This is a genomic window from Shewanella sp. 8A, from assembly GCF_023475945.1.
GTDB lineage: Bacteria > Pseudomonadota > Gammaproteobacteria > Enterobacterales > Shewanellaceae > Shewanella > Shewanella xiamenensis.
In genome coordinates this window covers 18,777-32,361 of record NZ_JAMDJP010000008.1, presented here as the reverse complement: position 1 = coordinate 32,361, position 13,585 = coordinate 18,777, and the positions used below count along the sequence as shown (strand labels likewise).

The 13,585-nt window shown below is 47.6% G+C and carries 9 protein-coding genes; 3 read left to right on the top strand and 6 right to left on the bottom strand.

Annotated features, from left to right (window positions below):
• Window positions 1–6 precede the first annotated feature (6 nt).
• Both M0413_RS07955 and M0413_RS07950 read right to left on the bottom strand, forming a co-directional pair.
• A complete protein-coding gene (locus M0413_RS07955; protein WP_169547702.1) occupies window positions 7–2,001 on the bottom strand; it encodes a methyl-accepting chemotaxis protein in 1,995 nt (664 codons plus the stop codon).
• Between the two features lie 255 nt (window positions 2,002–2,256).
• The gene (locus M0413_RS07950; RefSeq protein WP_011072194.1) at window positions 2,257–2,889 is read right to left on the bottom strand and encodes a YchE family NAAT transporter; all 633 of its coding nucleotides are present in this window, start codon (window positions 2,887–2,889) and stop codon (window positions 2,257–2,259) included.
• 316 nt (window positions 2,890–3,205) lie between these two features.
• Here M0413_RS07950 and adhE point away from each other — a divergent pair, with 316 nt between their 5' ends.
• On the top strand, window positions 3,206–5,806 hold the full coding sequence (adhE, locus tag M0413_RS07945; protein WP_249553711.1) for a bifunctional acetaldehyde-CoA/alcohol dehydrogenase: 2,601 nt from the start codon (window positions 3,206–3,208) through the stop codon (window positions 5,804–5,806).
• Between the two features lie 161 nt (window positions 5,807–5,967).
• On the opposite strand, the gene M0413_RS07940 is transcribed toward adhE, so the two are convergent.
• From M0413_RS07940 to M0413_RS07925, 4 genes are all read right to left on the bottom strand, one after another.
• On the bottom strand, window positions 5,968–6,903 hold the full coding sequence (locus tag M0413_RS07940; RefSeq protein WP_249553709.1) for a M14 family metallopeptidase: 936 nt from the start codon (window positions 6,901–6,903) through the stop codon (window positions 5,968–5,970).
• Window positions 6,904–6,958: 55 nt separating this feature from the next.
• Window positions 6,959–7,417, bottom strand: coding sequence for a GNAT family N-acetyltransferase (locus M0413_RS07935; RefSeq protein ID WP_249553707.1), 459 nt, complete (start codon window positions 7,415–7,417; stop codon window positions 6,959–6,961).
• A 166-nt stretch (window positions 7,418–7,583) separates the two neighbouring features.
• Window positions 7,584–9,635, bottom strand: coding sequence for a dipeptidyl-peptidase 5 (locus M0413_RS07930; protein WP_249553705.1), 2,052 nt, complete (start codon window positions 9,633–9,635; stop codon window positions 7,584–7,586).
• A gap of 261 nt (window positions 9,636–9,896) precedes the next feature.
• On the bottom strand, window positions 9,897–11,441 hold the full coding sequence (locus M0413_RS07925; RefSeq protein ID WP_249553703.1) for a fumarate hydratase: 1,545 nt from the start codon (window positions 11,439–11,441) through the stop codon (window positions 9,897–9,899).
• Between the two features lie 121 nt (window positions 11,442–11,562).
• Here M0413_RS07925 and pabB point away from each other — a divergent pair, with 121 nt between their 5' ends.
• On the top strand, window positions 11,563–12,966 hold the full coding sequence (gene pabB, locus M0413_RS07920) for an aminodeoxychorismate synthase component I (RefSeq protein ID WP_249553701.1): 1,404 nt from the start codon (window positions 11,563–11,565) through the stop codon (window positions 12,964–12,966).
• A gap of 24 nt (window positions 12,967–12,990) precedes the next feature.
• Window positions 12,991–13,578, top strand: coding sequence for a CoA pyrophosphatase (locus M0413_RS07915; RefSeq protein ID WP_037425228.1), 588 nt, complete (start codon window positions 12,991–12,993; stop codon window positions 13,576–13,578).
• The last annotated feature ends 7 nt before the right edge of the window (window positions 13,579–13,585 follow it).

Here is a 13,585-nt window from a genome sequence, read left to right as displayed (position 1 = left end):
AACGCACTATTTTACAGTAAATTTATGGACTTCTTTAGACATGAGTTCGGAGTCATAGGTCAATGCTTTAGTCAATTCCCTTAGCTCATCGGAGATACGTTGAGTGTTTAAGTAAATATCGCTGATCTTTAACGCATTACGATTTACATCTTCAGACACTGCGGATTGTTCATGGGTGGCTGTCGCAATTTGCTCATTCATGCGGTTAATGATATCGACTTGTTCAACAATACGTTTAAGTTCAATGCCTGCTTGCTCCGCTTCTTGGACGCTGGTATTGGCCTGTGCTAATCCGCGATCCATGGCTTTTACCGCTAAATTAGCGCTGGACTTTAATCTGTCAGTCATATTCTTGATGTCAGACGTCGATGTCTGCGAACGCTGCGCTAAGCTTCTGACCTCATCGGCTACCACGGCAAAACCCCTACCCATCTCACCAGCTCTGGCGGCCTCAATTGCGGCGTTAAGTGCTAACAGATTAGTTTGTTCTGCAATGCTGTTAATTACATCTAATACCACCACAATACCGTGAATTTCTCTATCGAGTTCATTGATGGCCTGTGAAGCACCATTAATATCATCCGCTAGTGCTTTAATTGCTTTGCTGGTTCTGCCAACTTCAAGGTTACCGGTTTTGGCCTCTTGGTTAGCCGAATTTGATGCTTCTGATGCCTGTACTGCATTGCTCGCAATTTCGGCAACGGTTGCACTCATTTCTGTCATCGCCGATGCCACTTGCTCAGCCTCACTGTGGCCAGCCATCACATCTTGCTCCATAGCATGGGTGCAAACATCCATTTGTTCAACCGCCTGCTGTAGTTTGCTAGCACTAGCGCGAACTTGTAAGATAACGTTTTCAAAATCACTCATCATCTCGTTGAAAGCTAAGGCAAGTTCACCAAATTCATCTTGGCTGCTGTGGTTTAACCGAACACTGAGGTCGTAGTGTTTTCGTGCTTGTGTAACCGTGGAATAAAGATGATGAACACTCGTATGTAAATATCGGATCACCGATAAACTGAGCAAAAGTACAATGATCAGCACCAAGCTTAACGTCGCCAACACAAAAAACATTTGTTGATTGGCAGATGCAAGGCGTTCATGGGTGATATTCAAAAGATCAGCTGAAACTTGCTGCTCAAAATCCCGCAAGCTGTCAATCCGAGCTGATGATTTAGCAAACCAGTCTTCTGGATTTTGTTGTTGAATTTTCTGGTTATCTTGGTCAAATGCAATTTGTCTTAGCGATTCAACGTCTTTGACTTCATTAGAATTTTGAATGCGGTTAATGGCATCAACCAAATTAGGTGTTGCCAATGCAATAAAACGCTCTAAATAGCTATTTTGCTCAGAAACTAGGGTAATAAACTTTGCGTAAACCTTAGGCTTAAACCCTGCTTGTCCAAATGTCGAACTTAATACTGCCCTCTCAATCCCTGCCCGTTCTTTCATTTGTAGGAAGGCACTAAATGCAGCTGCTTTGATGGCAATTTCTTGATTAGCACCCGTTTTAGCAGTCTCATCAACAATCGCAAGTAGCTCTCGGTTGAGCGCCGTATAATAGGCTACTTCATCGGCAACACTGATTGACAGGTTATCAACCTGCGAGCGAATTGAAGCTAATTTACTGAGTTGAGTATTTAGATCGCGCAGTTTCGGCGCAAACACTGCGGGTAAATTGTGGTTTTCAATAAAAGATTGGAAATATTTGAGCTGAGTATCTGTCAATTGCCTTTGACTGGGTATTTTGCCTGCGAATGCCTTGCCCGCTGAGCCTATAAATCCGGCACTCATGCCCCGTTCTTTTTGCAACTCATGGACAAAGTTACTGTTTGTCACCGCCAATTCGCTTAGCTGCACGACGACTTTCAGCTCTTGACGATATTCATACTTTTCGATGAGAAATAGCGCGCCATATAAAAAACACGCAAATAAAGGGGGCAATACAACCATGAGTAATTTTTGCTTTAAGCTGAGGTTGCCAATCCATTGCCATTTCATAGGGATATCCTTAATCGACTTAGGGCTAAATTGTTAACCTATTATATAGCACAGGATGTTAATGATAACGATAGAATAACGCTAATTTAGAAAATACTAATTATTTAAAAACAAATGGTTGCGACAATACAAGGCTACAACGGCTTTTCGAGATAAGGCTATAAATAAGGCCAAGGGAGAAAATTTCGTGTGATAAAAACAAATGAAAACTGCAACCGCAACAGCGGGAGGAAATGGCCTCCCGCATTCCGATTTTTAGCTAAAAAGTTGTGGGAATAAGCCTTTAATCCCAGCGGCAATGACTTCGATACCAATCGAGAGCATTAATAATCCCATAAGACGGGTAATCACGTTAATTCCTGTTTTACCTAGAATTTTATAGATAATAGATGCCATTCGAAACAGGCCGAAACTCACCAAACCAAAAATAATCACGGTAATAAACATCGCAATAAAATTGGATAATGAATTATGCTCAGCGGCAAACACAATCACCGAGCTAATAGCCCCTGGACCAGCCATTAACGGCAAGGCTAACGGCACAACCGCCACGGACTCCATAGCCGAAGATTCGCGGTCTTCCTCTTGGTTACGTTTTACTTCGCCCAATTTACCCTGCAACATCGACATCGCAATAATCGCGATCAGCGTGCCACCCGCGATCCTGAAAGCCGAAAGTGAAATGCTAAACATATTCAAAATATGTTGTCCCGCGACTATGGTCACCAACAGGATCACCACCACCGCAAAGTTAGCCACTTTACCCGTATGGTTACGCTCGGCTTCAGTTTGATGGCTGGTTAAGCTCACAAACACTGGCAACAAACCAATAGGGTTGATAATGGCAACCAGGCCAAGAAAAAATTTAACGTAAAGTGTTAACTCCAAGTGACTATCCTTATTGAGCGTGTCACGCCAATTTCATCAAACTAAACTTAAGGGCAAGTATAGTAGCTTAAGCACAGATGACTGAAAAATGAGATTTTTGAGGTTAAATCACAAGTTTGAGTAATATCTGTTTACTGTACTCGGCTTATTTTAGACACAAAAGACACATAAGATCGCAATTGACGTATTTTTATTACATAAAAACCCTAAATTGACCGCAAGATCACACTTTACCTTAGGCTTTAGGTGTAATTTTTCACCATAAAGAAGAGTTAGCGAATCGTGCATTCCCTAAATCTTTTTAGGAGTCTTAATCATGACAGTAACCAATGCCCAAGAACTGGATCTCATGGTCGAGCGCGTCGCCAAAGCGCAAGCCGAATATGCCAGTTACAGTCAAGCCCAAGTCGATGCGATTTTCCGCGCCGCCGCACTCGCCGCCGCCGATGCACGCATATCACTTGCGAAAATGGCCGCCGCCGAAACCCGAATGGGGGTGATTGAAGACAAAGTGATTAAAAACCACTTTGCCTCCGAGTACATTTACAACAAGTACAAAGATGAAAAGACCTGCGGAATTTTATCCGAGGACCCCACCTTCGGTACTATCACTATCGCCGAGCCCGTGGGCATTATCTGTGGGATTGTTCCCACCACCAATCCCACCTCTACCGCCATCTTCAAAGCATTAATCAGTCTTAAAACCCGTAATGCGATTATTTTCTCCCCTCACCCAAGGGCGAAAGTCTCGACCACCACAGCGGCTAAACTGGTGTTAGATGCCGCCATAGCCGCCGGTGCGCCCAAGGATATTATCGGCTGGATTGATGAGCCCAGTGTGGCGCTCTCAAACCAGTTAATGACGCACCCCAAAGTGAATCTTATCCTCGCTACGGGCGGCCCAGGTATGGTGAAAGCCGCCTACTCTTCAGGCAAACCTGCCATTGGTGTCGGCGCAGGTAATACCCCGATTGTGATTGATGAAACCGCCGACATCAAACGCGCGGTCAGCTCGATTTTGATGTCTAAAACCTTCGATAACGGCGTCGTCTGCGCCTCAGAGCAAGCGGTGATTGTCGTCGATAGCATCTACGAGCAAGTCAAAGAGCGCTTTGCCACCCATGGTGGTTATCTCTTAAATGCGGCGCAAACCGCTGCGATGCAACAAGTCATCCTTAAAAATGGCGGCTTAAATGCCGACATCGTCGGCCAAAGCGCCGCGACCATAGCGCAAATGGCGGGCATTGATGTCCCCCACACCACTAAGGTCTTGATTGGTGAAGTCACCGATATCACAGAGACAGAAGCCTTTGCCCACGAAAAACTATCTCCTTTACTTGGCATGTACCGCGCAGCCGATTTTAATGACGCCGTCGATAAGGCTGAAGCTTTGGTCGCCTTAGGCGGGATTGGCCACACATCAGGCTTATATACCGACCAAGATACCCAAACCGAGCGGGTAAAAACCTTTGGTTTTAGAATGAAAACCGCGCGAATTCTAATCAACACTCCAGCATCACAAGGCGGAATTGGCGACCTGTACAACTTTAAACTCGCCCCCTCACTCACCTTAGGTTGTGGCTCTTGGGGTGGAAACTCGATTTCTGAAAACGTCGGCCCAAGCCATTTAATCAATAAAAAAACCGTCGCTAAGAGGGCTGAAAACATGCTGTGGCACAAGCTTCCTTCATCTATCTACTTCCGCCGCGGCAGCTTACCTATTGCGCTTGAAGAATTGAGTGATAAAAAGCGCGCGCTGATAGTGACCGACAGATTCCTGTTTAACCAAGGTTATTGCGACGAAACCTTAAAGATTTTAAAAGCCCAAGGTATTGAAACTGAAGTCTTTTACGAAGTGGAAGCCGACCCCACACTAGCCACAGTGCGCCAAGGTGCCAAAGTGGCCAATAGCTTTAAACCCGATGTGATTATTGCCTTAGGCGGTGGCTCGCCCATGGATGCAGCCAAGATTATTTGGGTGATGTACGAGCATCCAGATGTCGACTTTGCCGATTTAGCGCTGCGTTTTATGGATATCCGTAAACGTATCTATAAATTCCCTAAAATGGGCGTCAAAGCCACTATGGTGGCGATACCGACCACTTCCGGCACTGGCTCTGAGGTCACACCTTTTGCTGTGGTCACCGATGAAAAAACCGGCAAAAAATATCCCATTGCCGACTATCAACTCACCCCTAATATGGCGATTGTAGACCCAAATCTGGTGATGGATATGCCGAAATCCTTAACCGCTTTCGGCGGAATCGATGCGATCACCCACGCGCTCGAAGCCTATGTCAGCGTGATGGCGAACGAGTACAGCGATGGTCAAGCCCTGCAAGCTCTTGACCTGCTGTGCAAATATTTGCCTGATGCTTATCAGCTCGGCGCCGCATCCCCCATCGCCCGTGAAAAAGTGCATAATGGCGCCACCATAGCCGGTATCGCCTTTGCCAACGCCTTCCTTGGGATCTGCCACTCTATGGCTCACAAGCTGGGCGCCGAGTTTCACTTAGCCCACGGGCTGGCGAACGCGCTGCTGATCAGTAACGTTATCCGCTTTAATGCGACGGACTTACCGACTAAGCAAGCTGCATTCAGCCAATACGACAGACCAAAAGCCCTGTGTCGTTACGCGGCCATTGCCGATCATTTAGCCCTAGGTGGCAACTCAGATGCGCAAAAAGTTGAAAAATTGCTGGAGAAAATCGAGCAGCTCAAGAAGACGCTGGGCATTCCTGCGTCAATCCAAGAAGCCGGCGTTAACGAAGCCGACTTCCTCGCCAAAGTAGATATGCTTGCCGAGGATGCCTTCGATGACCAATGTACTGGTGCCAACCCTCGCTATCCGCTAATTAGCGAGCTAAAACAGCTACTACTCGATAGCTACTATGGCCGCCCTTTTACCGAGCAATAGTGCTCAATAGATATAAAGTCTAGGCAATAAAAAATCGTTAAATGCAAAAACCCTCGTTTGAGGGCTTTTATCGTTTTAACTTAAGCAAAATCAATTGATGACACAGTACACAACGTTACGATTGACTTGCGAGCTTGATATCAAATAAGTAACAAACTCAATTAATTCAGTGCTAACACATAGTCGATGGCACTGGTAATCGCCGCAACTTGAGCTAAATTGCACTCAGCAGGCGTGGCCGATGGGCTGTCGGGATACACTTCCGTGGTGGTGTTATAAATACACCCCGTCACACTGCTGCATAAACCTAGCGCTTTCAACGGGTAGTTGATCACCCCGTGTTGCACTACCGTTGAGCCGATAATCTCGCCCTTGTCATCGGCAGGCGCGATGTGAGTCACTTTGCTAACGCCATCGATAATCGCCTTTTGGAACGCATCCTGCGGATTTTCGGTATCGCCTACAGCATAAAAACCATCAGGAATCGTCCCGGGAATAAAGTCTTTGCCGTCACGCGCGGCCAAGGCTGGACGAAATTCATCCTCATCCGAGTCGGTGGTTTCATGTAAATCCACATGCACATCAAAACCTTGTGGAACGCTTGCCACCAGTGCCATCAGTGCTGCAGACTCTTCTGCTGGGCTATTAGCATAAAACGAGCGGTTTGGATCGATAGCTTTCGGGTTCCAGCGATTAATAGTCTCATAACCCCAAGGGCTTACACACACTGCCACCACTAAGTTTACCCGCTCAGCATAGTGAGCCGCGTTGTTAGCCAAAAAAGCCAAGGCGCCATGCACGCCACTGGTTTCGTAGCCGTGTACGCCCCCTGTTACTAATACCGTTATCTTTTTCGGATCAAAGCTTGCTGATTTGACCGCAAATAACGGGTAACGCGCTGGATCAATCGATAAAGCGCCATATTGCACCACATTCAGCCCTAATTCGGCCAGTTGTGACTCCATCGCTTTTAGTGGCGCGACAACATTGTCTTGGTAAGAACGTTTAATTTGCGTGCTAGCAAACCATGCGGCCTTTTCTTCATCGCCCCATTTTTCACCGACTGTCCCGATTGGGTAAAAACTCACATTCGCCATAGGTTCTCTTCTTCTGATTTTATGTTTTGGTCTTATGGTTAAAGATTGTTATAGCTCAAAGCACGAGTTGCATCGGAATATCGCGGATCCCACCACGCTCACGAATATCACTTTGCGCAATAAAGCCAAAGCGCTGATAGACAGGCAGCGCATTCACCGCCGAATTAACGGTAAAACAGCCGGGATTACCCTTCGCGAGACACTCAGCTTTAGCATGCTCCCACAGCTGACGCGACAGGCCTTGCCCCTTGGCAATATCCGCCACAAATAGATGATAAAGATGACTGTTATCCTTCATCCCCACCACACCGACGAGTTCGCCAGCCTCATTCATTGCAACATGATATTGATAACCTAAGGCAAAATAATGAGCCACCGACTCAACCGATATGGCGTTAACTAAGGTTTCAGCGCCATCATCTGTGCACGTAGGAGCGATATAAACCTGTGTAAGCTGCGTAATTAACGCGCTTATCGCCTCAATATCTGTTGTACTCGCCGCTCTGATCAGCATCTTCATTCCTTGATAGATAACAGTAGCCAGTATTTAACCCCATTCGTTCAAGGGTGTGATTAGCTGGATATAAATAATACGATGATTAAAAAGCCAGAACAGAGTTCTGGCTTAGGCAACAAGATAAAGGAACCAAATACACGAGTATTTAGTCCATCATCCTCGATTACTTTTTCGTCCAGCTATCCATCCAACGGAACACGTTCGCGTACCATTGTTCTAGGTTTTCTGGCTTTAAGATCCAGTGGTTTTCATCAGGGAAAATTAACAGCTCTGATGGAATGCCCTTACGCTGCATATAGCTGAATGAGGCTAAACCTTGGCCATAAGGCACGCGGAAGTCTTTCTCGCCATGGATAACCAGCATTGGTGTCTTCCAGTTTTCCACATAGTATACTGGGTTGAACTTCTCATATAAGGCTTTGTTATCTGAGTAAGTGCCGCCAAACTCATGCTCTGGGAACCATACTTCTTCGGTCACATAGTACATGGAGCGCATATCGAACAGACCCGCGTGGTTAACGAGGCACTTAAAGCCATCGTTCCAGTTGCCTTGGATCCAGTTCATCATATAGCCGCCGTAAGAGCCACCCAAGGCACAGGCATTTTGTGGATCGAGCCATTTTTGTTGCTGGCTCACCGCAGCCAGACCTTTTTGTAAGTCTTCTAATGGCTTACCGCCCCAATCTTGGCTGATAGAATCGGTAAAGGCTTGGCCATAACCGGTTGAACCGTGGAAATCCACCATCACAACGCCATAACCCGCGCCTGCCCATAACTGAGCATTCCAACGACCACTGAAGGCGTTACCAAATGAACCTTGTGGACCACCGTGGACTAAGTATGCAATAGGATACTTTTTGCCTTCTTGGTAGTTAGCAGGTTTGATCCAGTAACCGTAAACATCTTCGTTATTCCAACCCTTGAAGCTAAATTGTTGGAATTCACCGAATTTGATTTCGGCCAGCTTGTCTTTGTTGACTTCAGTCAGACGCTTCAGGCCTTGGCCGTCGGTGTTAATGCGGTACAGATCGCCCGGCTCAACTAAGGTTTTGCTGTCGAAGATCAGTTGATCGTCGGCGATCGCAATCAGACTGTTGCTGCCGTCGCTGTAGACAGACTGCACATCACCAAACTGAGTATTCACTTTGAAAATAGACACTTGGCCAATGTCCTGCGCCGTCACATACAGAGTACGGTTGTCCGGTGCAAACATCAGCGAGCTTGGGCTTCTATCCCACAGCGGTGCCACTTCCTTCGACTGTCCGGTGCTGGTATCACGCAACATGATGCGGTAACGATCGGCCTCAAAGCCAGGTTTAGTCATCGCGAGGTACGCCATATAACGACCATCGCTTGAGAATGTTGGCTGCGCGTCCCAAGCGATGTTATCGGCGGTTAAGTTAGTGGCTTTGCCGCCATTCACACTCACCTGCCACAAATCGTAATTGGTGGTCCAAGCTTGATCTTTACTTGGCGCCTTAGCGCTGTACACCACATATTGGCCATCTGGGGTGAAAGTCACTTCTTCCATGCCTGAGAACGGTTTAGGCGGCGTTTCGGTGTCTAAGCCTTGAGTGATATCAACCACTTTAGTCAGCTTTTCACCGTTGAGGGCGCCGACAAATAAGTGGTTACGGGCATGGTCTTCCCACGTATCCCAGTGACGTACCATCAACTGCTTGTATTCACGGCCCGTCGATTTACGCTCTTCTTCGGCCTTAAATTTGTCTTTTGAGCACGCTAAGTCTTTACACTCTGGAAAGACGCGCATACTAAGCACGATTTGCTTGCCATCGTTTGACAGTTTGTAACCATCGATATCCAGTGGCAGATCAGAAACTTGCTGCGCTTCACCACCGGTTAATGGCAGTTGGAACAGTTGGCTTGACCCGCTGCGGCTGGCGAGGAAATAAATCGATTTGTCATCGTTTGCGAAGCTGACATCGTGCTCTGTACCGGCGGCAGAGGTGAGCTGCAGCGGTTTCGCGTCTGCTTGCGTCAGATCGAGAAGATATAAATCCGAGCTTGCCTCTCCCTTGTCATTAACGGTTTTCAGGCCGTAAACCAGTTTTGTACCGTCGTGAGATACCACGGCTGAATGCAATTTGTTGAGTTTAACCAGCTGTTGCACAGTAAAAGGCTTAGGATCGGCCGCATGGGCAGAGCAGGCCAAACCTGCCGCGCCAAGCGCCAATAGGAGAGGAGCTATTTTCATTGTTATATCCATCTTTTGTTAAACACATTCGGTAGTTGTACCGAATGAACGGTCAAAACGAACATCAATCGTCTCTATGAAGATAAGTTTGCCACACTAACGAAACAAAAACGCTCAAGCAAGCCAAAAGGCGTACTTGAGCGGATTTTTTTGTGACAAATTGTCAGTCAATCAAGAATAGTCTGATTGAGTACCACTCGCCTTGCTATCTTGCTCAAATCCCGCTTAAAAAAACGACACTTTTGCAAGAAGGCCATTTGCTTAGGCTTTAGCGTTAGCGATATTCACTTTCCAAACCGCTGGCCCCGTTTCATGGGCATTCACGCCGTTTGAGTCAACCGCTACAGTCACAGGCATATCTTCAACGTCAAACTCGTAAATCGCTTCCATACCTAAATCGGCAAAAGCCACAACGCGGGATTTCTTAATGGCTTTCGATACTAAGTAAGCCGCACCGCCCACAGCCATCAGGTACACCGCTTTGTGCTTCTTGATAGACTCAACGGTCGCAGGACCACGCTCAGCCTTACCAATCATGCCCATCAGGCCCGTTTTTTCTAGCATCAGATCGGTGAACTTATCCATACGGGTCGCGGTTGTTGGGCCAGCAGGACCCACAACTTCATTACCCACTGGGTCAACTGGGCCCACGTAGTAGATAAACTTACCAGTAAAGTCGACGCCTTCTGGTAAACCTTCGCCGCTTTCAATCAGGCTTTGGATACGCTTATGGGCAGCATCACGGCCGGTGAGCATTTTACCGCTTAACAGAATGGTTTCACCGCTCTTCCACTGCTCGATATCCGCTTGTGTGACAGTGTCTAAGTTAACACGGCGCACATCGCTGCCCACTTCACGGGTGATTTCTGGCCAGTCGCTGAGTGATGGTGGAGTAAGATCAGCAGGACCAGTTCCATCTAAATGGAAGTGAACGTGGCGCGTTGCCGCGCAGTTCGGGATCATCACCACAGGTTTGGATGCTGCATGAGTCGGCGCAGATTTGATTTTCACGTCTAACACTGTGGTTAAACCGCCAAGCCCCTGCGCACCAATACCTAAGTTATTAGCACGTTCGAAAATGTCTAAACGCAGTTTTTCTTCGCTGGTTTGTGCACCGCGCGCCATTAACTCGTGGATATCTACGCTTTCCATCAGCGCTTCTTTCGCCAGCACCGCGGCTTTTTCAGCGGTGCCGCCAATACCGATGCCGAGCATACCTGGAGGACACCAGCCCGCGCCCATGGTTGGCAGCGTTTTTTCAACCCAAGCAGCGATATCATCAGATGGGTTTAACATCACCATCTTGGCTTTGTTTTCACTGCCGCCGCCTTTGGCAGCAATAGCCACTTCAACATGGTTGCCTGGCACCATATCGATATGCACCACGGATGGGGTGTTGTCTTTGGTGTTTTTACGGCTACCCGCAGGATCAGCCACAATCGATGCACGCAATGGGTTATCAGGGTTGGTATAAGCACGACGCACTCCTTCATCGACCATTTGCTGCACGGTCATATCGGTTTTGTCCCACTTAACCCCCATACCAATCTTAACGAAGGTGGTCACGATACCCGTGTCTTGACACAGTGGGCGTTTACCTTCGGCAGACATACGCGAGTTAATCAAAATTTGCGCAATCGCATCCTTCGCCGCCGCACTCTGCTCACGCTCATAAGCTTCGCTCATGGCATCGACAAAATCTTTGGGGTGATAGTAGGAGATGTATTGCAGGGCATCCGCCACACTTTCAATGAAGTCGGCTTGTTTAATCACTACATTTTCAGACGTTTCATGGTGAGATGACATAGTAGGTGCGCTCCAGCAGCCTTTAGGGCCTTACTTGTTTTTTGTGTAATTCTTTCTGGGCCAATATGATACTCTTTCCCATCTTTTTGGGCTACATCACATTTTTAGATAGGGTTAATTGATGGCAAATAGGGCGGCATTACCGCTGGCAGTACGCCAACTTGACTGGACATTCAGCACTGCAGCAATCTTCAAACACTTTGCAGCCGAGCCTTGGGCCATCTTGCTCGACTCCGCCAATGCGCCCCATCAGGACGCTAAATTCGATATGATTTGCGCAGGTCCCATCGCCACCCTGATCACCCAAGGCGAGCAGACTGACATTCAAGTTCATCAGCCTGAATTAACCAAACCGACTCACCTCAGCCCGCAGGATGACCCTTTTTCGCTAGTTAATCAGTTGCTGCGCCATTGGTACCCACAATCCTTTGCCTGCGATTTGCCCTTTAGTGGCGGCGCTATGGGCAGTTTTAGTTATGATTTAGGCCGCCGAATTGAACAGTTACCCAGCACAGCGGCTAAGGATATTCACCTCGGCGAGATGAATATTGGCTTTTACGACTGGGCATTGATTTTTGACTATCAGCAGCAAAGCTGGTTTATGGTGCACTATTTAGGCGATGCCGCGCTCGATACTCAATTGAACATAATTGAAGCAAAAATAGCCAACACCACAAAACAGGCTGAGTTTAGTCTCACAAGCCCTTGGTCGGCGCAACTCACCAAAGCCCAGTACACCTCAAAATTTAATCAAGTACAGGCATATCTACAAAGCGGTGATTGCTATCAAATTAATTTAACTCAGCGATTTGAAGCTGAGTATCAAGGCGATGAATGGCTCGCCTACTGCAAACTGCGCAGTGCCAATCAGGCGCCCTTCTCTGCCTTTATGCGGCTTGAGGCCAACGCGATTTTATCGATTTCGCCTGAGCGTTTTATTCAGCTGCGCGGGGATGATATTCAAACCAAACCGATTAAAGGCACCTTGCCACGTCATGCCGATCCGGAGCGGGATAAACAGGTGGCACAAACACTCGCCAACTCCCCTAAAGATCGCGCCGAAAACGTAATGATTGTGGATTTGCTACGTAATGATATCGGCAAAGTCGCGGCGCCTGGGTCAGTGCAAGTACCACACTTATTTGCCATAGAAAGTTTTCCGGCTGTGCACCATTTAGTGAGTACCGTCACCGCTAAACTCGATCCACAATACCACGCCAGTGACTTACTGCGGGCAGCCTTTCCCGGCGGTTCAATTACCGGCGCCCCCAAAATTCGCGCCATGGAAATTATTGAAGAACTGGAACCCTCACGCCGCAGTCTGTATTGTGGTTCAATAGGCTATATCAGCCAAGATGGGCAAATGGATACGAGCATTACCATCCGCACTATTGTTGCCGAGCGCGGCAAGCTCTATTGTTGGGCTGGCGGAGGGATCGTCGCCGACTCCAATGTCGATGCCGAATATCAAGAAAGCTTCGATAAAGTCAGTCGAATCTTACCCTTGTTAGATAGCCCTCAATAATCGACAGGAATGAGTGGGAAACCTATGGATCAAGCGGAATTTAGACTCAGATTCAATCTACACCCATTAGCTAAGCAAGATCCGGCGGCGCTCCCTCACCAAGGACTGCGAAAAGCGGCGGTGTTAATTCCCTTGCAGGAAATCCGTGGTGAGCTCAATCTGATTTTAACCCAAAGACCCATGCATCTTCGGGCGCACCCAGGGCAAATCAGTTTTCCGGGAGGAAAGATTGAACCCAGTGATCCAAGTGCGATTATGGCGGCATTACGAGAAGCCGAAGAGGAAATTGGTCTTTGCCGAGAAAATGTGGATGTGATAGGTACTTTCCCTGCCCACAATACCTTTACTGGGTTTGAAATTACCCCAGTGGTCGGGATCATCAAGCAAGATTTTACCTTAAGGCTCGATCCAGGCGAGGTTGCCGATTGTTTTACCGTGCCTTTAAGTTTTTTTATCGAACCAAGCCATCGGCATCGTAACGCATTCTTACGCAAAGGCCGTTATTACAGCGTACACTTTATCCCGTATCAACAGCGTTTTATCTGGGGAGCGACAGCGGCGATCATCGATCACCTCTGTCGGCATGTGAGTCTGCCCGAGGAGATGCTGTAAAGCCGCA